Origin of the sequence: Roseateles sp., assembly GCF_039595295.1 — a bacterium.
Taxonomy (GTDB): Bacteria; Pseudomonadota; Gammaproteobacteria; order Burkholderiales; family Burkholderiaceae_C; genus Roseateles.
The window spans coordinates 203,840-224,141 of record NZ_JBCNLU010000005.1 but is presented as its reverse complement, the minus strand read 5'-3'; the positions used below and the strand labels follow the sequence as shown (position 1 = coordinate 224,141).

The window sequence follows — 20,302 nt, the reverse complement described above, 5'->3', positions numbered from 1 at the left end:
GCTTGGGGCTGGCGGTCGAGGTACTCGGCGAGCATCACACCCAGCGTCGTCGTCTTGCCGGTGCCCGGCGGCCCCCAGAGGAAGGCGTTGTCGTGCGCCACCAGCGCCAGCGCCGCGCGCTGCGCCGCCCGCAGCCAGCGGAACGGCGAGCCATCGAGCGCCGGTGCGTCCGCCAACGGCGACGGCCGGGCGAGCCCCGGCCAGCAGGCCGCGGCGCGCTGCGCCCAGACCTCGTCGGCCCAGGCGTCGACGATGGCCTTGAGGAAGCGCGGCGGATAGAGCCGGATCAAATGACCCTCGCCCGGCGGCGCGGCGGTCGCGTCGCGCAGCACGAGCTGGTCCTGCTCGACGACGACGGCGAACACGTTGGCCGCGCCCTTGGTCGGCGCGCCCCACCAGGCGGAGGCGCCTTCCAACCGGTCGTCGAGCAGCGTCAGCGCCGAGGCCTGCCCGGGGCGCTGGCCCTCGGCATAGACGTACTCGGGATCCAGCGTGACGCGCCACAGCGCGCCGTCGCGCTCGGCGCGGATCACCTTGAAGTCGTAGAACTCGGGCGTCGCGGCGACTTCGGCCTCGATCGCCGCGCGGATGTCGGCGATGGGCATGGGGTCGCGACGGATCGGCCGGGGCCGTGGAACTGCGGGGAGGCGGGACTATAGCGGCCTCGGCGCACTGGCCGCACCCCGGCGATGGGCCACCAGCCGCCGGCCGCAAGCAGCAAGCCCTGACCCTTCCGGGAGACCCGGCATCGGTCGATGCGGTCAGGATGCGCTGCCCCGGCGGCCGCACAATCGCCGGATGTTCCGGCTGCCCACCACCGCCACCGCGCCCTTCTGCCCCTCCGAGGTCCACGGCTCCATCGCGCTGGACGAGGGCTCGCCGCTATGGAAGCGGCTGTTGCGCGTGGCCGGGCCGGGGTTGTTGATCTCGGTCGGCTACATGGATCCCGGCAACTGGGCCACCGACATCGAGGCCGGCTCCCGCTTCGGCCATGCGCTGATGTGGGTGGTGCTGGCGTCGAGCCTGGCGGCGATGCTGTTGCAGACGCTGTCGCTGCGATTGGGGCTGGTGACCGGGCAAGACCTGGCGCAGGCCTGCCGCGACCGCTACCGGCCGGCGGTGCGGTTGCCGCTGTGGGTGATGGCGGAGCTGGCCATCGTCGCCTGCGACGTGGCCGAGGTGCTGGGCACCGCGCTGGCGCTACATCTGCTGTTCGGCGTGCCGCTGCTGGGCGGTGTGGGCATCGCGGCGCTGGACACGCTCATCGTGCTCGGACTCAAGGGCCGCGGCTTCCGGCAGGTGGAGGCCATCATCCTCGGCCTGGTGATGACCATCGGCATCTGCTACGCCATCCAGCTGGCGCTGGTCGGGCCGGACTGGGTGGCGGTGGCGCGCGGCTTCATTCCCAACGGCGTCGCGGTGCACGACCCGAAGGCGCTGCTGCTGGCCATCGGCATCCTCGGCGCGACGGTGATGCCGCACAACCTCTACCTGCACTCGTCCATCGTGCAGACGCGGCGCATCGGACGCACGGACGCGGCCAAGCGCGACGCGATCCGGCTGTCGACGATCGACACGCTGGTCTCGCTGACGCTTGCGCTGATGGTCAACGCGGCGATCCTGATCCTGGCGGCGACCGCCTTCCACGCCCACGGCCATCGTGACGTGGCCGAGATCCAGGACGCGTATCACCTGCTGGATCCGCTGGTCGGCACGGCGGCGGCCTCGGTGCTGTTCGGGGTGGCGCTGCTGGCCGCGGGGCAGAGCTCGACCTTCACCGGGACCATCGCCGGTCAGGTGCTGATGGAGGGCTTCCTGCGCCTGAAGATCCCCTGCTGGCAGCGCCGCCTGGCGACGCGCTTCCTGGCGCTGGTGCCGGCCTTCCTCGGCTTGCTGTGGCTGGGCGAGGGAGCGGTCGGCCGGCTGCTGGTGGCCAGTCAGGTGGTGCTCAGCCTGCAGCTGCCCTTCGCGATGTGGCCGTTGATCCGCATGACCAACGACCGCGCGCTGATGGGCGACTTCGCCAACGGGCCGGTGGTGCGGGCGCTGAGCTGGCTGCTCTTCGCGCTGGTCACGGCGGCGAACGGGGCCCTGCTGGTGTCGTTGATGCAGTGATCGACGTCTGTCGAAAATCGCCGCGGTCGTTCGTCATGACGATGAACGCCTCAACCTCAGGGAGATCCGACATGGCGACCGAGCAAGTCAAAGGACCCGCGTCCTACTTTCCGTCCATCGAGAAGAAGTACGGCCAGCCGATCGAGCACTGGATGAAGCTGCTCAAGCAAGCCGGGCCGTTGAAGCACATGGAGCTGGTCAGCAAGCTCAAGACCGAGCACGAGATGGGGCACGGTCATGCGAATGCGCTGGTGGCGTTCTTCTTGGCGAAGCAGTAACCCTCAGGCCCCAATGCGGTGATGGGCATGAGCCTCATCAAAGACATGCAGATGAGCGCCTATGCTGTCTTAATGATCTTCGACGTCGTCATCGAACGAGAGCCCGACAGCACTGTGCTTGTGGGGAGTGTCCCCGCAGTCCGGGGAGCCTATACGCAAGGCGGCTCCACGCAGGAAGTGCTGGAACGTCTCTCCGAGGTCTTGCACCTGCTGGCCTCGGAGGGACTTGTAGCCCTCGACGGTGGGATCGAGTTTCGCGTGTCATCGCTCGACACCTGAGCGCGAACAGCTCCTCAATCGCCGTTGCCCAACAACGCATACGGCCCACCCCGCTCCAACGCGCGCCGGTACGCCGGCCGCGCGTGGATGCGCTGCAGGAAGTCGGTGATGCGCGGCTGCTTGGCGACCGCGCCACCGCGCTGCACCGCGGCCTCCAGCGGGAAGCTCATCTGCACGTCCGCCGCCGTGAACTCGCCGCCCGCGAACCACGGGCTCTTGGCGAGCTGCGCTTCCAGATAGTTCATGTGGTTGTCGATCTGCGGCTGCACGAAGCTCGCCTTGGCCTTGGCGGCGATGCTCTTGGCGATCGGCCTGACGAAGAACGGCACCGGCGCCCGCTCAATGCGGTCGAAGACCAGCTTGAGCAGCAGCGGCGGCATCGCCGAGCCCTCCGCGTAATGCATCCAGTAGCGGTAGCGCAGCGCATCCTCCGTCCCCGACACCGGCTTCAGACGGCCGTCTCCATAGCGGTCGACCAGGTACTCCAGGATCGCGCCGGACTCGGCGATGGTCAGACCCTCGTCGGTGATCACCGGCGACTTGCCCAGCGGATGCACCGCCCGCAGCTCCGGCGGCGCCAGCATGGTCTTGGGATCGCGCTGGTAATGCTTGATCTCATACGGCAGCCCGAGTTCCTCGAGCAGCCACAGGACCCGCTGCGAGCGGGAGTTGTTCAGGTGATGGACGGTGATCATGGGGCCGAGTCTATGACCCCCGGCCCGCACCGCCCTTGGGGCATCCCCTCCATCCGGCGGATGCGCCTCGCGCGACCTTCAGGCACCCTCCTACAATCCGCGCGCCCGCGTTCATGGAGCTTGCATGTCTGCCCCGATCGACTTCTATTTCGACTTCGCCTCCCCCTACGGCTACATCGCCTCGCAGACCATCGACGAGCTCGCCGCCCGCTACGGCCGCACCGTCAACTGGCACGCCATCGTGCTCGACGCCAACTTCCAGTCGCTCGAGCGCATCCGCATCCCCAACAGCGTCATGCGCAGCGACTACATCCGCCGCGACGTGATCCGTCTGGCTGCGTTCTCCAAAGTGCCCTACAACCCACCGTCGACGCTGGGCCTGCACACCGAGACCGCCGCCCGCCTGTTCCACTGGTTCAACGACCGCGACCCGGAGCTGGGCCGCAAGTTCGCGCAGTCCGTCTACAAGGCCTATTTCGTCGAAGACCGCAACATCGCCCAGGCCGAGGTGCTGCAGGAGCTGTGCGCCACCCAGCAGCATGTCACTGCCAACGAGCTCCAGCACCTGGCCAACGACAGCGCCACCCGCGCCCGCCTGAAGGCCGAGATCGACCTGGCCGAAGCCCGTGGCGTGTTCGGCTCGCCCTTCTTCATCGTCGAAGGCGAGCGCTTCTGGGGCAACGACCGCCTGCCCCAGCTCGAGCGCTGGCTCGAGCACGGCCCGTACTGATCGCCCCAGCCCGATCGGCCCGTCCGCGTCACACGCGGGCACGGGTGGTTACTTCGTGTCCGCCGGGTAATGTCCGGCGGCACGGGTCATCGCCGCCGCCAGGGACCGCGTTTCCACAAGACACGCAGTTCCCCTGGAGGTCCGTCATGCGAATGCCCCGTCCCTCGCGCACCTTGCGCTCCCTGCTGGTGGTGCTGGCCGCCGCGCCAATCGTCGCCTCGCTGACCGGCTGCGTGGTCGTGCCGGCGCACCGTTATCGCGGCTATGACGACGGCTACGGCGGCGGAGCCGGCTACTATGGCGCCCCGCCCTACGCCGGCGCGATCTGGATCGAAGGCTATTGGAGCAGCGACCGCTACGGCGGCCGGCGCTGGAACGAAGGCCACTGGGGCCGTGGCCGCTGAGACCCCTGAGGCGGGTCAGGCCGATGCAGATGCCGAGCGCGGCTCACGCCGCGCAGGGCGCCGCCCCGCTCAGTTCGCTTGCTTGAAGGCCATCACGGCCTGGTTGCGCAAGGTGCGCAGCAGCGAGAGCTGCTTCTCGTCGAGCACCACGCTGCCCGGCTGCGCCTTGTCGGCATAGATCATCGCGAAGGGCGCTCCGCGCAGCGCCATTGGCAGGATCAGGAAGCTGTGCGCCTTGGCCCCGGTCAGGAACCAGGGGGGAAGCCGCTCCGCGATCTTGGGCTGCGAGGCGTCGGCGATCAGCGTGTCCACGCCCTTGGCGCAGATCGCCGTGAACAGATCGGCCGTCGCGCCCGGCATCACCCGCAGCGGCACGCGGAACAACGGCACCACCGCCTCCACGCCCTCGCCCAGGCCGAAGCGGCCGGTGAGCGTCTCGGTCTTGGGATCGCGCAGGCAGAAGATCACCCGGCGGAAGCCCAGCCCGCGGTACATCGTCTCCAGAATCATCCGCAGGATCTCGTTGAGCTTGAAGCTCTCGACCATCGCGTTGGTGATGTCCTGGATGCCCGCGGCCAACGTCGCCGCGGCCTGCTCCGGCGGAATCACGCCCGCCGGGGCCTGACCCTCGACCAGCGTGGCCTGCAGCTCATGCGGCGACAGCGTGTCCTGCGGCGACGGCGTCAGCGGCGCCAACAGGCGCTGAGCCGGCGAGTTCTTCGCCAGCTGGATGTCCATCGCCTGCGCCAGCTGCGACAACCGCTGCCGCGCCTGATCCGCCGCCGCCTCGAAGGCTCGCGCCTCCACGCCCAGCCCGCGCGCATAGCGCTGCGCCATCGCGCGCACCTTGGCGTGGGCCTCGGCCGGATCACTGTTCAGGATGACGTCGGCGACATCATTGCTCGCGCGGGCCAGCCAGCGCATGCGATCGCCCGAATGCTCGATCAGCCGCGTCGGCGCGTCGCCGTCGGGCCGGCGCATGGTGCGCTGCAGGCTGTCGGGGAAGCCCCACTGCCGCGCCACGCCCAGCCCCAGATCCTCATAGCTCAGCCCCAGCACCTGCGCCGAGGCCGCGCCCTCGCTCACCGGCGGGGCGGCCTGCTCGCCCATGCCGCGCTCGGGCCGCACCAGGCGGCGCACCTGCTGCGCCTCCTCGGGCAGATAGAACTCGGCCAGCAATCGGCCCAGGCCTTGGAACATCGTGGCGAGGAAGGACTCCTCGTTCTCGCGCGGGACCAGACAGAGCTCGCGCGCCAGCGAGCCCGCCATCAGCGAGCGGAGGAACTCCTCTTTCAGCCGCTGAGCATGGCCCTTGTTCTCCATCCGCTCCAGCAGCACCAGCGACAGCGCCAGGTTGCGGATGCCGCCGAAGCCCACCAGCGCCACCGCCCGCGACACCGTGCTGATGTGGCCGCCGCCGGCGTGGCTGAACTGCACCGTGTTGACCAGGCGCAGCAGCTTGTTGGTCAGCGCCACGTCCTTGAGGATCTCGTTGGAGAGCGTGGTCAGGCTCTCGTTCTCCGACTGCGTCATGCGCTGGATGCGCGCCACCGAATCGGCCATGGCCGGGAAGTCGGTGCGGTGCCGCATGCGGCGCAGCAGGAAGTCCAGCGTGGCGCTGCCGCCGTCGCTGGCGGCGGGCGCCTCGCTGGCCGGATGCAGCCAGGCGGCCAGCGCGTCATGGAAGGTCTTGGCGTCGGGCCAGCGCTGCGCCGCCTCGCGCGACAGACCGCGCAGCAGCACCGCGCGCAGCGCGTCATCGGTGTCGGCGCCCAGGTCCGCGGGCGGCTCCAGCGTCTGCTCCATCGCGCGGCGCACCGCGCGCCAGGGATCGGGGTCGTAGTTCAGGCGCTGACCGGACAGCATCTCGCTGAGCATCACCGCCGCGGCGAAGACGTCCATCACGGGCGACGCCGGCTCGCCCCGCGCCGCTTCCGGCGAGATGTAGCCCGGCGTGCCGACGATGCGATTCGGGCGCGCGCCCGGCAGTCCCGTGGTGCTGACGCGTCCGGCGATGCCGAAGTCCATCACCTTGGGCCGGCCGCCCGCGTCCAGCAGGATGTTGGACGGCTTGAGGTCGCGATGCACCACGCCCGCCTGATGCGCCGCATGCAGGCCGTCGAGGATGCCCAGCATCATCGTCACCGCCTCGCGCGCCGGCAGCCGGCCGCGCTGGCGCAGCCGCTCGGTCAGCGTGCCGCCGGGGACGAACTCGAACACCATGTAGGCCTGCCCGGCCTCGATGTCGGCCTCGAAGACCGGAACGATGTTGGGGTGCGTCAGGCGGCTGACGGCGCGGGCCTCGTGCAGCCAGGTGTCGACGCTGGCGCGGTCGGCGCCCTGGGTCAGCACCTTGAGCGCCACCTCGCGATCCAGACGCGGATCGTGGGCCAGCCAGACCACGGCCTGCGCGCCCGTGCCCAGGCTGCGCAGCGGCTTGAAGCGCCCGACGGCGGGCGGCATGACGGTCATGGGCGTTCCTTGCCGGACGGAGGCGCCTCATCGCGCGATCCAGCCTGGCCGGTGGAAGCTCCCTGGGGTGAAGCGGACGTGCCGGGTCGGGCGGCAACGCCGGCCGCCCCCTCGGCGCGTTCGCGCAGTCGTGAACGGGGCGCCGCGGTGGCCGCCGCGCCGATCACGGGATCGTCGAGCGGGGCCATGGCGCTGTCGGGGCTGCCGCCAAGCGCCCCTTGCACGCTGCCCAGCGCGTCGTAGACCTCGCGCAGACCCAGTCCCAGCGCGCGCGCATAGCGCCGCGTCGCCAGCTCGATGGCCGCCTGGCGCTTGCGCTCGGGCACGCCCAGCGCGTCGATCAGTTCATTGGCCAGGCTGCAGGTCAGGCGCAGGATCTCGCTGTCCCCTTCGCCGTGACGCACCGGCGCCTCCTGCGGCTGGCGCCGCATCATGTGCTGGAGTTCGTCGCCCAGGCCCCAGTACCTCGCGACCGCCAGGCCCAGGCTCTCCAGGTCGCAGCCCAGCACCGCGTAAGCGGCGGACTGTTCGGTCATGCCGCGCGGATTGGGGTTGTCCTCGGTCGCCTCGGGCGCGACCTGCAGCTGGCGGATCTGCTGCGCGTCGTCCGGGAAGTGGTACTGCACCAGCAGCCGCCCCAGGTTCTGCATCAGCGAGATCAGATAGACGACCTCGGCGTCGTAGCCGGCCGGCCGCAGCGCCTGCGCCACCTGACCGGCGCGCTGCACGCGGCGGATCAGGCTCTGCATGAACGCGGCCTGGCCGTCGTTCATCGGACCGGGCCAGGGCTTGAGCGCACGCGCCGCGTCTTCCAGCCCGTTCAGGCCCAGCATCGCGATCGCGCGCTGCAGGTTCAGCACCGTGCCGCCGCTGGTCGGGCCCTGCTGCCGCAGCGCGTTGTTGACGCGCCGGATCAGCTCCAGCGACAGCGCCATGTCCTTGAGCGCCAGCGAGGCCAGCTGGCTGCCGTGCTGCGATTCCATCGAGGACGAGGCCACCGTCGTCACCAGCCGCGTGCTGGTGCTGGGCAGGTGGCCGAAGCGCTGCATCTTGTCCTTGAGCAGCGCGATCGGGCCGCCGTCGTCCTGCTCGGCCGACAGGCGCCAACCGTCCAGCGCGCGCCAGAAGCTGCGCGCCAGGTGATAGCGCTGCCGCGTCTGCCGGTCGCTGGCGCGGTTGACGATGGCGCGCAGCGGCTCGGGAATCGGGTACGGCGTTTCCCAGCCCAGGCGCACCAGCTCATGGCCCTGCGGCTGCATGCGCTGCAGCACCAGCTGCAGATCGGGTTCGTCCAGGACCGCCTTGCCGCTGAGCAAGCGATGCAGCAGCAGGCCGACGCTGACCACGTCCTCCTCGGAGGACTCGCGCACCGCGCGGCGCGAGGCGGCGTTGAAGTCGGCGCTGGCGGGCACGATCTCCTGCGCCACTTCCAGGCCCAGCACGCGGACGTGGTTGGCGCCGTCGATGACCAGATGCGCGAGCTGGATGTCCCGATGCGCGTGACCGGCCTCGTGGGCGAAGGCCAGGCCCTCCAGCGCCTGCGCGACCCAGCTGGCGGCATCCAGCGCCAAGGGCGGTCCGCTGCGGGCCAGGCGCTCTTCCAGCGTCTCGCCCAGCGCGCGGTCGTAGGCGACGTAGGGCCAGGGATCGACGCGGCCCGTCTCGATGACGTGGCCCAGATTCGGGTGATGGATGCGGGAGGCGGCGTCCAGCGTCTTCAGCCAGTGCAGCATCGCCGCCTCGCTGTTGGGCTTCTCGCGCGGCATCATCAGGAACATCTCCTGGCCGCTGGACGGGTCGAAGACCACCCACAGCATCGAGCGCTGGCTCTTGTGCAGCAGCGCGCGCAGCTCGAAGCGGCCGAAGCGCCGCATGGGAGCGGCCGAGGGAGTGGAGTTGTTGTCAGGCACGAGCGATGGGCAGCACCGGTTGACCCGGGACCACGGACCTTTTATCCACCGGATTGGACCGAAAACCCGCGATGTCCGTCCGGAGAAGAAGGGGAGATTCTCCGCTCAGTTTTGTAACTGCGCCCACACCTTTTCCAGCCGCTTGACGCTGACCGGCTGCGGCGTTCTCAGTTCCTGTGCGAAAAGGCTCACCCGCAACTCCTCGAGCTGCCAGCGGAAATCATCGACCCGCGCATCCGGCGTGCCCTTGAGCTCCGCCACCCGTCGCTGCCAGCGCTGCTCCAGCGGACGCAGCTCGGCCAGCAGCTTCTGGTCGCGGGCCGCGTCGGCGCGCAGCTTGTCCAGCCGCAGCGTGATCGCCTTCAGATAGCGCGGAAAGTGCTGGAGCTGCGCCCACGGCGTCTGGAGCACGAAGCGCTTGGGCATCAGGCGCTGCAGCTGCGCCTGGATGTCCTCGACCACTTCCTTCGAGGCCGAGCGCGTGTCCTTGAGCTTGCGCAGCGCGCCTTGGTACTCGATGAGCACGTTGAAGGACAAGCGCGCGACCTCTTGCGCGATCAGGTTGAGACGGGCGCGGCCTTCCTCGACGCGGGACTTGAAGCGGAACTCGTCGGTGGGCAGCGGATCGGCCAGGAAGGCGCGGTCCACGGCCACGGCGATGATCTGGTCGCGCAGCTCCTCGGCCGTCCCCAGGCTCATGTAGGCGACGGCCATCTGGGTCAGGTCGGGGATGTTCTTCTCGAGGTACTTGAGCGGCTCTTTCAGCTGCAGCGCGACCAGGCGGCGCAGGCCGGCGCGGTGCTTGGCGGCGGCCAGCTCGGGCTCGTCGAAGACTTCGATCTCGACGTGCGCGCCCTTGTCGATCAGGGCGGGGAAACCGATCAGGGTCTGCGGGCCGCGCTTGATCTCCATGAGCTCGGGGAGCTCGCCGAAGGTCCAGGAGGTGTAGGTCTTGGTGGCCTCCGTCGCGGGACGCGGGGGCGGAGTGACCGTCGCTTTGATGCCGCGGGTGGAGGGCTCGCTGTTCACGCCGACCCTCTCCCCTGCCCTCTCCCGCTCGCGGGAGAGGGGGAGGGAAAGGGCGAGGGGGTTGGAGGGGGTTGTCGCGTCGGGTTGGCTTTGGAGCTTGAGGGCGGCCAGGGCCTGGAAGGCCGAGCGGGCTTGGCCGCCCAGCTCCGCCTTCAGCGTCGCCAGGTTGCGACCTTGGCCCAGTTGGCGGCCGTGCTCGTCGACCACGCGGATGTTCATGAACAGGTGGGCGGGCACCTGCTCGAGCTTGAAGTCGTTGCGCTGAACCGCGAGCTGGGTCCGCTCCTTCACCGCCTTGAGCAGCACGTCCACCAGCCCGCCTTGGGCGAATGGGTGCAGCTCGACGAACTCGGCGACGAACTCCGGCAGCGGCGTCAGCCGCGCGCGCGGCTTCTGGTGCAGGCTCTTGAGCAGCGCGGTGACCTTGGCCTCCAGCATGCCGGGCACCAGCCAGTCGGTGCGCTCGTCATTGACCTGATTGAGCGCATAGATCGGGACGGTGACCGTCAGACCGTCGCGGGCGTCGCCGGGCTGATGCAGGTAGGTCGCCGTGCAGTCCACGCCGCCCAATCGCAGCGTCTTGGGGAAGGCGTTGCTGGTGACGCCGGCGGCCTCGTGCCGCATCAGCTCGTCGCGACTCAGGTGCAGCAGCTTGGGCTCGGCCTTGCTGGCCTCCCGGTACCACTTCTCCAGCGTCACGCCCGAGTACACGTCCGCCGGCAGCTGCTGGTCGTAGAAGGCGTAGATCAGCTCGTCGTCGACCAGCACGTCCTGCCGGCGCGACTTGTGCTCCAGCTCCTCGACTTTGGCGATCTGCTTCTGGTTGTGCGCCAGGAAGGGCAGCCGCGTCTCCCAATCGCCGTTGACCAGCGCCTCGCGGATGAAGATCTCGCGCGCGGCCACCGGGTCGACGCGGCCGAAGTTCACCCGCTTGTTGTTGTAGAGCACGATGCCGTAGAGGGTCGCGCGTTCCAGCGCCACGACCTCGGCGGCCTTCTTCTCCCAGTGCGGCTCCAGCAGCTGGGTCTTGATCAGGTGGCCGGCGATGCCGGGCAGCCATTGCGGCTCGATTCCGGCGATGCCGCGGCCGAACAGCCGCGTCGTGTCGACCAGCTCGGCCGCGACGATCCAGCGGCCCGGCTTCTTGCTCAGGTGCGCGCCGGGATGGCGCCAGAACTTGATGCCGCGCGCGCCCAGGTACCAGTCGTCGTCATCGGACTTGCAGCCCAGGTTGCCCAGCAGGCCGGCCAGCATGGACAGGTGGACCTGCTCATAGGTCGCGGGCGCGCCGTTCAGGCGCCAGCCGTGCTCGGCGATCACCGTGTGCAGCTGCGCGTAGATGTCGCGCCACTCGCGCACCCGGCGTGGGCTGACGAAGTGGTCGCGCAACAGCTGTTCCTGCTTGCGCACGGACAGCTTGTGCTCCCCTTCCCCGCCGCGCGACTCGCCCAGCCATTTCCACAGCTTCAGATAGCCCATGAACTCCGACTTCTCGTCGTCGAACTTCTTGTGCTTCTCGTCGGCTTGCTGTTGCTGGTCCATCGGCCGATCGCGCACGTCCTGGCCGGACAGCGCGCTGGCGATGACCAGGATCTCGCTGAGCGCATCGCGCTTGCGCGCTTCCAGGATCATCCGGCCCACGCGCGGATCCAGCGGCAGCTTGGACAGCTCGTTGCCCATGGGCGTGAGCTCGTTGCGCTCGTCGACCGCGCCCAGCTCGTTGAGCAGCTGGTAGCCGTCGGCCACCGCCTTGCGGGGCGGCGGCTCGATGAAGGGGAAGTCCTCGACCTGGCCCAGGTGCAAGGCTTTCATGCGCAGGATCACGCCCGCGAGCGAGCTGCGCAGGATCTCGGGATCGGTGAAGCGCGGGCGGCCGAGGAAGTCCTTCTCCTCGTACAGCCGCACGCAGATGCCGTTGCTGACGCGGCCGCAGCGGCCGGCGCGCTGGTTGGCCGCGGCCTGGCTGATGTTCTCGATCTGCAGCTGCTCGACTTTGTTGCGGTAGCTGTAGCGCTTGACGCGCGCCAGACCGGGGTCGATCACGTAGCGGATGCCGGGCACCGTCAGCGAGGTCTCGGCGACGTTGGTCGCCAGCACGATGCGCGGCTGGCCGTGCGGCTGGAAGATGCGGTTCTGCTCCTGCTCGGACAGGCGGGCAAACAGCGGCAGCACCTCGACACCCGGCGGGTGATGCTTGCGCAGCGCTTCTGCGGCTTCGCGGATCTCGCGCTCGCCGGGCAGGAAGACCAGCACGTCGCCGCGCCCCTCGCGCCAGAGCTCATCGACCGCGTCGCAGATGGCGTCGTTGACGTCGTACTCGCGCGATTCCTCGAAGGGGCGGTAGCGCTGCTCCACCGGGAACAGCCGGCCCGAGACCATCAGCACCGGCGCGGGGCCTTTCGCGGACGCGAAATGCTGGGCGAAGCGGTCCGCGTCGATGGTCGCGGAGGTCACGATGATCTTCAGGTCGGGCCGGCGCGGCAGGATCTCGCGCAGGTAGCCCAGCAGGAAGTCGATGTTGAGGCTGCGCTCGTGGGCCTCGTCGATGATCAGCGTGTCGTAGGCCTTGAGCAGCGGATCGGTCTGGGTCTCGGCCAGCAGGATGCCGTCCGTCATCAGCTTGACCGAGGCGCCCGGCTGCAGCCGGTCCTGGAAGCGGACCTTGTAGCCGACGACCTCGCCCAGCGGCGATTTCAGTTCCTCGGCGATGCGCTTGGCGACGCTGGACGCGGCGATCCGGCGCGGCTGGGTGTGGCCGATCAGGCCCCCGCCGTTGCCGCGACCGCGGCCCAGGGCCAGCGCGATCTTGGGCAATTGCGTGGTCTTGCCGGAACCGGTCTCGCCGCAGACGATGACGACCTGGTGCTCGGCCAACGCCCGCATGATTTCCTCGCGGCGGCCGGAGACGGGCAGCGACTCGGGGAACTCGATGGGCGGAATCGGGTTGGCGGGGACCGGCGGGCGCGGGCCGGCCTGGCGCGGAGGCCGGGGCGAGCGCGCAGGGCGGCTGCTGGCCGTGGCATCGGCGTTGCGGTCGGTCTGGCGGGCGGGGCGCTCGGCGCCGCGCGGCGGCTTGGGCGCCGCCGGGGCGGGGGCATTGGTGTCTTGACTCACGGGGCGCGGATTATCTCGCGGCCTGGTGGGAGGGACGGAAGTCCCTCTGCTCAGGAGCCCGAAGACCCTCTCCCCTGCCGACCCGTGTCCCCGCCAGTGACCTTGCCGCCCCGTCGAGGGGACAGCCTGTTGCACAATTCGCGCCCATGAGCTTGGTCTTCCCCCATACCTTCGTGCCGTGGTTTCGCGCGGTGGCCCCTTATATCCACGCGTATCGCGGCGAAACCTTCGTCGTCGGCATGACCGGGGAAATGATCGCGGCGGGCAAGCTCAACGGCTTCGTCCAGGATCTGGCGATCATGCATGCGATGGGCATCAAGATCGTGCTGGTCCACGGTTTCCGCCCGCAGGTCAACGAGCAACTCGCCGCCAAAGGCCATCAGCCGCAATACAGCCACGGGATGCGCATCACCGACGGCATTACGCTGGACTGCGCCCAGGAAGCCGCCGGCCAATTGCGCTTCGAAATCGAAGCCGCGTTTTCCCAGGGCCTGCCCAACACGCCGATGGCCAATTCCACGGTACGCGTGGTCTCGGGCAATTTCCTGACCGCGCGCCCGGTCGGCATCGTCGACGGCGTGGATTTCAAGCATTCCGGCATCGTGCGCCGCGTCGACGCGGCCGCGATCCAGCGCGCCATCGATATCGGCGCCATCGTGCTGATCTCGCCCTTCGGCTTCTCCCCGACCGGCGACGCCTTCAACCTGATGATGGAAGAAGTCGCCACGGAAACCGCGATCGCGCTGCAGGCCGACAAGCTGCTGTTCATGACCGAAGTCCCGGGCGTGCTTGAAAACCCCGAGGACCCGGACAGCTCGATCGACACGGAACTCGCGCTGGCCGACGCCAAACGGCTGATCGCCAAACTCCCCCCCGCCACGCAGCCGACCGATGTCGGTTTCTATCTGAAGTACTGCGTGAAAGCCTGCGAATCGGGGGTCGAGCGCTCGCACATCCTGCCCTTCGCCGTCGACGGCGCCATCCTGCAGGAGGTCTATACCCACGACGGCATCGGCACCATGGTCGTGGACGAGAAACTCGAAAGCCTGCGCGAGGCGACCCACGACGATATCGGCAGCCTGATTGCGCTGATCGAACCCTTCGAGCGCGACGGCACGCTGGTCAAGCGCGACCGCAGCGAAATCGAACGCGATGTCGAGTCCTATACCGTGATCGAACACGACGGCGTGATATTCGGCTGCGCCGCGCTGCACCCGTATCAGGAAGCGCGCACCGCCGAGATGGCGGCACTGACCGTGTCCAGCGCGGTCCAGGGCCAGGGCGACGGCGAGCGCATCCTCAAGCGCATCGAACAGCGCGCCAAGGCCATGGGCCTGACCAGCATCTTCGTGCTGACCACCCGCACCATGCACTGGTTCATCAAGCGCGGCTTCCAGCCTGTGGACCCGAACTGGCTCCCCGAGGAACGCAAGCGCAAATACAACTGGGACCGGCGCTCGCAGGTCCTGGTCAAGAAACTCGGCTGAGCGTCGGCGCCACCGGCCGCGGCCGGCGAGCCGGCACCCAGCCCTTCTCCCCTACACTTTTCCGAACATCGAGGTTTGATATGGCCCGCACCATCCAATGCGTTTATCTGAAGAAGGAAGCCGAAGGCATGGACTTTCCCGTGATGCCCGGCGAACTCGGCAAGCGCATCTATGAGAACGTCTCCAAGGAAGCCTGGGCCGCCTGGATGAAGCACCAGACCATGCTGGTCAATGAAAACCGCCTGAATCTGGCCGATCAACGCGCCCGTCAATACCTGATGCGCCAGCTGGAACAGTTTTTCTTCGGCGACGGCGCGGAACAGCCCGCCGGTTATGTGCCGCCGAGCAACTGAATTCAAGTCAGTGGCGATGACCAGTCGCTGTGGGTCTATCCTCGATTCATGCCAGTCCCGACCAGATTCGAGTGGGATTGACGTCTTTCCGGAACATCGCCGGAAGAAACCGGGAATTACCCCCTTGCGCCCCATTTAGCTTCCCTGCCTATAATGCGGCAATCCCTTTCGAGGGAGCCGTTGAACAACGCGAGGAATTGCATTTATGGCATCGCTCAAAGACCTGCTGGCCCAACGGGCCGCCCTCGAACAGCAAATCGCCGAAACCCAGGAGCGGGAGCGTTCGGACGCCATCTCCAAGGTCAAGTCGCTGATGCAGGAATACGGCCTGTCGGTCGCCGACCTGACCTCGCGCGCGGCCAAGGCGCCCGGCGCCAAGGCCTCCAAGGTCGCGGCCAAGTACCGCAACCAGGCCACCGGCGAAACCTGGAGCGGCCGCGGTCTGCAGCCCAAGTGGCTGAAGGCGGCCATCTCCGGCGGCGCCAAACTGGAAGACTTCGTCATCTGACGATTTGCCACGCCCTCCGATCGCGCATCACTTTTTCGGGCGCGCCATCGCGGAAGCCACCTTCGGGTGGCTTTTTCCATTTCCGAACGGCAATCGCCCAAAGGCCACCCTTATTCCGGGGGGAGAACCCCATGCGACAGGGATAGCGCGCCCCCTGCGCGAAACCCCGCCCGGCTAGCATCCGGCCGCCCCGCCTGCACCCTCGCCCACCGCACCCGCCGCCCCTCGTGAAGTCCGAGCTGTCCGCCTCCGCTGGCTGGTCCCTGCCCAGCCTCCCTCGCCGCCTGCTCGCTCCGACGCCGAGCGGCCTGATGCTGAGCGCCACCGCGGCGCTGACCCTGGCCGGCGCGCTCTGGCCGACCTGGCGAGCGCTGGCCTGGGCGCCGTTGCCCGCGTTGGGCGCCGCGATGATCTGGCGCACCCGCGCGGAGCGTCAACGGGCGCTGGAGGAGCGCCTGGAATGGCGCGCCAAGCTGGACGCCGCCGGCATGTCGCTGGCCCAGTGGGTACCGGGCGAATCGCTCACGGCCTCGGCCGGCTGGCAGGAGCGCCTCGGCGCGCCGGATCCGGCCGATCCGACGGCTTGGCTCACGCGGCTGCACAGCGTCGACCGCATGACTCTGGAGGAGCGCCTGCCCGCCCTGCTCCAGGCGGGGCTTGCCGCCGCCTCCTCCTTCGACGGTCCCGATTCCCCTGATTTGCCCCATTCGCCCAACACCCTGATCCACGCACTGCGCCTGCCTGACGACGCGGGCGGCTGGACCTGGCACGAGTTGCGGCTGCGCGTAGCGCGCCGCGACGCGCGCGGCCGCGCGAGGCGAGTGCTGGCCAGCCTGCAGGACATCCAGTGGCGCCGCACCGCCGAGGAACGCCAGCGCATGAGCAGCGGCCTGTTCCAGCATCTGCACGAGGGCCTGGCGATCACCGATCTGGAGCACCGGCTGCTCGACGCCAATCCGGCCTACTGGACGCTGATGGGCGAGCTGACCGACGCCACCGCGGGCCTGGTCATCGATGCGGGCGAGCCAGGCGGCGATCCGACCGAATTGCTGCGTCGGCGCCTGCTGGGCCGCACGGCGCTGCCCATGGACGAGGCGCAGCTGCGACGCGCCGGCCACGATCCCGAAGCCCTCGCCGAGGCGCTGGCCGATCCGGCCGGTCATTGGCAGGGGCTGGTGAAAGTCCGCGCCGCCGGCGGTCAGGCCCGCACGCTGCGGCTGACGGTCTCCTCGATTCCCGAGCCCGACGGCCCGCCGCGCTACCGCGTGCTGGCCCTGTCCGACCTGACCCAGGAGCTGCAACGCCAGCAGGCGCTCGAGCGCCTGGGCCGCTTCGACGCGCTGACCGGCCTGCCCAACGAGCAGGAATTCCTGCGCCGCCTGGAGACCGCGCTGCAGACCAGCCGCCAGGTCGGCCCGGGCTTCATGCTGTGCGTCGCCCGGGTGGACCTGGACGGCTTCGCCGCCTTCAACCGCCGACATGGCGCGGGCCGCGCCGACGAGGCGCTACGCGAGCTGGCGCGCCGGCTGGGCACCGCGCTGCGTCAGGCGCCGCAATGGTCGGACGAGGTCGCTCGGCTGGGCGGCGACGAGTTCGGCCTGCTGCTGCGCGTGCAGAGCGCCGAGGAGGCGCAACTCGCGCTGGACCGGCTGCTGCAGGTGCTGCGCCGCCCGATCGATCTGCAGGGCGACCTGGACGCTCCGGCGAACCTGGGCTCGAGCGTCTGCCTGGACATCGGCAACGGCGCCGGCTTCGATGCGCTGGACGCGGGGCATGCCTTCGATGCATTCGACGCGTTCGATGCGCCGACCCAGCCGGGCGGCCTGCCCCCGTTGCCCGACGAGACGCTCGCGCCGCGCCTGAGCGCCAGCGTCGGCGCCACGCTCTATCCGCAGGACGGCGGCGAGGCGGAGACCCTGATCCGCCATGCCGCGCATGCGCTCTACCGCGTCAAGCGCAGCGGACGCGATGGCGTGCAGTTCTTCGACGTCGAGAAGCGTCGTGATCGCGAGGCCCATGCCCAGGCGGTGCTGCGTGTTCAGCAGGCGCTGGACGCCGGCGAGCTCTGCCTGCATTACCAGCCCAAGCTGGATCTGGTCAGCGGCGCGCTGGTCGGCGCCGAGGCGCTGCTGCGCTGGCGCCATCCGCAACGCGGCCTGCTCGCGCCGGCGGCATTCCTGCCGACCGTGGAGCGCAGCGGCATGGCCGCGCAGCTCGGCCACTGGGTGCTGGAGCAGGCGCTGGAACAACTGCGCCGCTGGCGCGCCGACGGGCTGGATCTGTCGCTCAGCGTGAACATCAGCCCGCGCCATCTGGCCGCGCCGGAGTTCGGCTCGCGCCTGGCCGCGCTGCTCGCCCGCCATGCCGAGGTGCCGCCGCAGCGCCTGGTGCTGGAGCTGCTCGAATCGAGCGCGCTGGACGACGTGGTCCGCGCGCGCCAGCTGCTGACCGACTGCAAGCGGCTGGGTCTGCGCCTGGCGATGGACGATTTCGGCACCGGCTACGCGACGCTGGCGGTGCTCAAGCAGCTGCCGCTGGACGAACTCAAGATCGACCGGTCCTTCGTGCAGACCATGCTCGTCGACGCGCAGGACCGGGCCCTGGTGCAAGGCGTGATCGCGCTGGCCGGGCAATTCGGCTGCGCGCTGGTGGCCGAGGGCGTCGAATCCCAGGCCCATGCGCAGGCGCTGGTGGAGCTGGGCTGCCAGGTCGGCCAAGGCAGCGGGCTGTGCGAGCCGCTGCCGCCGCAGGCCCTGCGGGAATGGGCGAGAGGACGCCCGATTCAGGTCATCACGTAAACTCCCGCGGTGATTCCGCCCGGCTTTATTCAGGACCTTTTGGCTCGCGTCGACATCGTCGAGATCGTGGGCCGTCATGTCGACCTCAAGAAGGCCGGCATCAACCACAAGGGCCTGTGCCCCTTCCACGGCGAGAAGTCCCCGAGCTTCATCGTCAGCCCCTCGCGCCAGACCTTCCACTGCTTCGGCTGCGGCCAGCACGGCAACGCCGTGGGCTTCCTGATGGAACATCTGGGCATCGGCTTCGTGGACGCGGTGAAGGATCTGGCCCAGCAGGCCGGCATGCAAGTCCCCGAGGACGATCGCAGCCCACAGCAGCGCGAGGCGGAGAAGGCGCAGAAGCAACGCCAGGCGACGCTGACCGAGGTGCTCGCCAAGGCCTGCCAGCATTACCGCCAGCAGCTCAAGGGCAGCCCCCGCGCGATCGACTACCTGAAGGGACGCGGCCTGACCGGGCAGATCGCGGCGCAGTTCGGGCTGGGCTACTCGCCCGAAGGCTGGCGCACGCTGGCCAGCGCCTTCCCCGCTTACGACGACCCGCTGCTGGTCGAGACCGGACTGGTCATCCTGCAGGACGACCCCGGCAAGAGCGACGCCGAACAGCGCCGCTACGACCGCTTCCGCGACCGGATCATGTTCCCCATCCGCAATGTGCAGGGCGAGGTGATCGGCTTCGGCGGACGGGTGCTGGACAAAGGGGAGCCCAAGTACCTGAACTCGCCCGAGACGCCGGTCTTCCACAAGGGCAAGGAGCTCTACGGCCTGTACGAGGCCCGTCCGGCGATGCGCCGGCGCGGCTATGCGCTGGTGGTCGAGGGCTACATGGACGTGGTCGCGCTGGCCCAGCACGACTTCGGCAACGCGGTCGCGACGCTGGGCACCGCCTGTACGCAAGATCACGTGCAGAAGCTGTTCCGCTTCACCGAGTCGGTGGTGTTCAGCTTCGACGGCGACGCCGCCGGCCGGCGCGCCGCGGGTCGGGCGCTCGAGGCCGCCCTGCCCCATGCGAACGAGGACCGCACGATCAAGTTCCTGTTCCTGCCGGCGGAACACGACCCCGATTCCTACGTCCGCGAGCTCGGCGCCGAGGCCTTCGAGCGCTGCGTGGAAAACGCGGTGCCGCTGTCGCGCCAGTTGATGGAAACCGCCGCCGAAGGCTGCGATCTGGGCACGCCGGAGGGGCGCGCCAAGATGTTGAGCGTCGCCAAGCCGCTGTGGGCGGCGCTGCCGGAAGGGCTGCTCAAGCGCCAGCTGCTGGGTGAGCTGGCGCGCCGCGCGCAGCTGCCGGATGCGGAACTGATGGGCCTGTGGGCCAGCGCGCTGCCGCCCGCCGCGCCGGGGCAGCGCGCCCGCGCCGAGCAGCGACCCGCGATGGCCCGCGCGCAGCCGCGCTCGCCCACGGGCGGCGGTCATGGCGGTCATGGCGGTCATGGCGACGAGCCCTACTTCGACATCCCCGCCTCCGCCTATGGCGACGAGAGCGCCGGCGGCGACGAGGTCCACATTCCATACGATGCCTACGCCGGGGACGCCGCCGCGCCCGCGCCCGACGCGCAGCCCCAGCAGCGCAAGTGGGAGCCGCGCGGCGACTTCAAGGGCAAGGGCCAAGGCAAGGGGAAATGGGGCGGCGGCGACTGGCGCAAGCGGGATCAGGACCCGACGCAGGGCCTGCCGCGCAAGGCGCCTCCCGCGCCCATGGATCACGCGGTCCGGATGCTGCTGCTGCATGGCGATCTCTGGCATCGGCTCAGCGAGCAGGACCTCCAGTTGCTGCATGAACTCCCCGCGGAACACGGGGAACTGATCGCTTGGCTCGAACGCTTCCTCGTCGATCACGGCCCGACGCCTTGGGCGGTGCTTCAGGCGGCCCTGCTGGAAGCGGACCGGATGGAACTGGCCGAACGCGTCTGCGGCGGCCCCATCAGCCCCCCGGTCTCCGAGGATCACCTGGACGACGAATTCCGCGTCGTGATGCGAAGGCTCTGGATCAATCGCCTGCGCGCGGAGGCCGACCAGATCGCCCGCAGCCCGCAGCCGGACATACGCAGATTCCAGTCATTGCTGCAGCAGATTCGCGAGCTCGAAGCTGCTTGATTCCAAACTTTTTGACCGAACCAGATTTCTGGCAGA

The 20,302-nt window shown here is 69.3% G+C and carries 14 protein-coding genes and 1 pseudogene; 10 read left to right on the top strand and 5 right to left on the bottom strand.

Translation table 11 applies throughout. The features are described from left to right. Positions 1-605: pseudogene (locus ABDW59_RS06315) on the bottom strand (DNA helicase); the annotation flags it as partial. Positions 606-798: 193 nt separating this feature from the next. Between ABDW59_RS06315 and ABDW59_RS06310 the strand changes: the two are divergent. The 3 genes from ABDW59_RS06310 to ABDW59_RS06300 all read left to right on the top strand — a co-directional run bounded on the left by ABDW59_RS06310 (position 799) and on the right by ABDW59_RS06300 (position 2,672). After that, positions 799-2,115: an Nramp family divalent metal transporter gene (locus ABDW59_RS06310; RefSeq protein ID WP_343628683.1), complete on the top strand. Its 1,317-nt coding sequence runs from the start codon at positions 799-801 to the stop codon at positions 2,113-2,115. Positions 2,116-2,186: 71 nt separating this feature from the next. Beyond that, positions 2,187-2,393 carry a DUF4287 domain-containing protein gene (locus tag ABDW59_RS06305; protein WP_343628682.1) on the top strand — a complete coding sequence of 69 codons (207 nt, stop codon included), beginning with the start codon at positions 2,187-2,189 and terminating at the stop codon, positions 2,391-2,393. Between the two features lie 27 nt (positions 2,394-2,420). Further along, positions 2,421-2,672 (top strand): type II toxin-antitoxin system HicB family antitoxin, encoded by a 252-nt coding sequence (locus ABDW59_RS06300; protein ID WP_343628681.1) that lies wholly within the window; start codon positions 2,421-2,423, stop codon positions 2,670-2,672. A gap of 14 nt (positions 2,673-2,686) precedes the next feature. On the opposite strand, the gene ABDW59_RS06295 is transcribed toward ABDW59_RS06300, so the two are convergent. Further along, positions 2,687-3,367, bottom strand: coding sequence for a glutathione S-transferase (locus ABDW59_RS06295; protein ID WP_343628680.1), 681 nt, complete (start codon positions 3,365-3,367; stop codon positions 2,687-2,689). Positions 3,368-3,491: 124 nt separating this feature from the next. Here ABDW59_RS06295 and ABDW59_RS06290 point away from each other — a divergent pair, with 124 nt between their 5' ends. Next, a complete protein-coding gene (locus tag ABDW59_RS06290) occupies positions 3,492-4,097 on the top strand; it encodes a 2-hydroxychromene-2-carboxylate isomerase (RefSeq protein WP_343628679.1) in 606 nt (201 codons plus the stop codon). 146 nt (positions 4,098-4,243) lie between these two features. Beyond that, a complete protein-coding gene (locus ABDW59_RS06285) occupies positions 4,244-4,501 on the top strand; it encodes a hypothetical protein (RefSeq protein WP_343628678.1) in 258 nt (85 codons plus the stop codon). 69 nt (positions 4,502-4,570) lie between these two features. Here ABDW59_RS06285 and ABDW59_RS06280 read toward each other — a convergent pair whose 3' ends face one another. The 3 genes from ABDW59_RS06280 to hrpA form a co-directional block, all read right to left on the bottom strand. Continuing rightward, complete coding sequence (locus tag ABDW59_RS06280; protein ID WP_343628677.1) at positions 4,571-6,973, bottom strand: HDOD domain-containing protein; 2,403 nt, start codon at positions 6,971-6,973, stop codon at positions 4,571-4,573. Then, complete coding sequence (locus ABDW59_RS06275) at positions 6,970-8,883, bottom strand: HDOD domain-containing protein (protein WP_343628676.1); 1,914 nt, start codon at positions 8,881-8,883, stop codon at positions 6,970-6,972. The genes ABDW59_RS06280 and ABDW59_RS06275 overlap by 4 nt, the downstream gene beginning before the upstream one ends. 105 nt (positions 8,884-8,988) lie before the next feature. Then, positions 8,989-12,852 (bottom strand): ATP-dependent RNA helicase HrpA, encoded by a 3,864-nt coding sequence (hrpA, locus tag ABDW59_RS06270; RefSeq protein WP_343628688.1) that lies wholly within the window; start codon positions 12,850-12,852, stop codon positions 8,989-8,991. A 320-nt stretch (positions 12,853-13,172) separates the two neighbouring features. On the opposite strand from hrpA, the gene argA reads away from it, so the two are divergent. The 5 genes from argA (at position 13,173) to dnaG (ending at position 20,266) form a co-directional block, all read left to right on the top strand. Further along, complete coding sequence (gene argA / locus ABDW59_RS06265; RefSeq protein WP_343628675.1) at positions 13,173-14,513, top strand: amino-acid N-acetyltransferase; 1,341 nt, start codon at positions 13,173-13,175, stop codon at positions 14,511-14,513. Positions 14,514-14,593: 80 nt separating this feature from the next. Next, positions 14,594-14,866: an oxidative damage protection protein gene (locus tag ABDW59_RS06260; RefSeq protein ID WP_343628674.1), complete on the top strand. Its 273-nt coding sequence runs from the start codon at positions 14,594-14,596 to the stop codon at positions 14,864-14,866. 205 nt (positions 14,867-15,071) lie between these two features. Further along, a complete protein-coding gene (locus ABDW59_RS06255) occupies positions 15,072-15,374 on the top strand; it encodes an H-NS histone family protein (RefSeq protein ID WP_343628673.1) in 303 nt (100 codons plus the stop codon). Positions 15,375-15,601: 227 nt separating this feature from the next. Continuing rightward, on the top strand, positions 15,602-18,172 hold the full coding sequence (locus ABDW59_RS06250) for a GGDEF domain-containing protein (protein WP_343628672.1): 2,571 nt from the start codon (positions 15,602-15,604) through the stop codon (positions 18,170-18,172). A gap of 9 nt (positions 18,173-18,181) precedes the next feature. Beyond that, positions 18,182-20,266 (top strand): DNA primase, encoded by a 2,085-nt coding sequence (dnaG, locus tag ABDW59_RS06245; protein ID WP_343628671.1) that lies wholly within the window; start codon positions 18,182-18,184, stop codon positions 20,264-20,266. Positions 20,267-20,302: the final 36 nt, after the last annotated feature.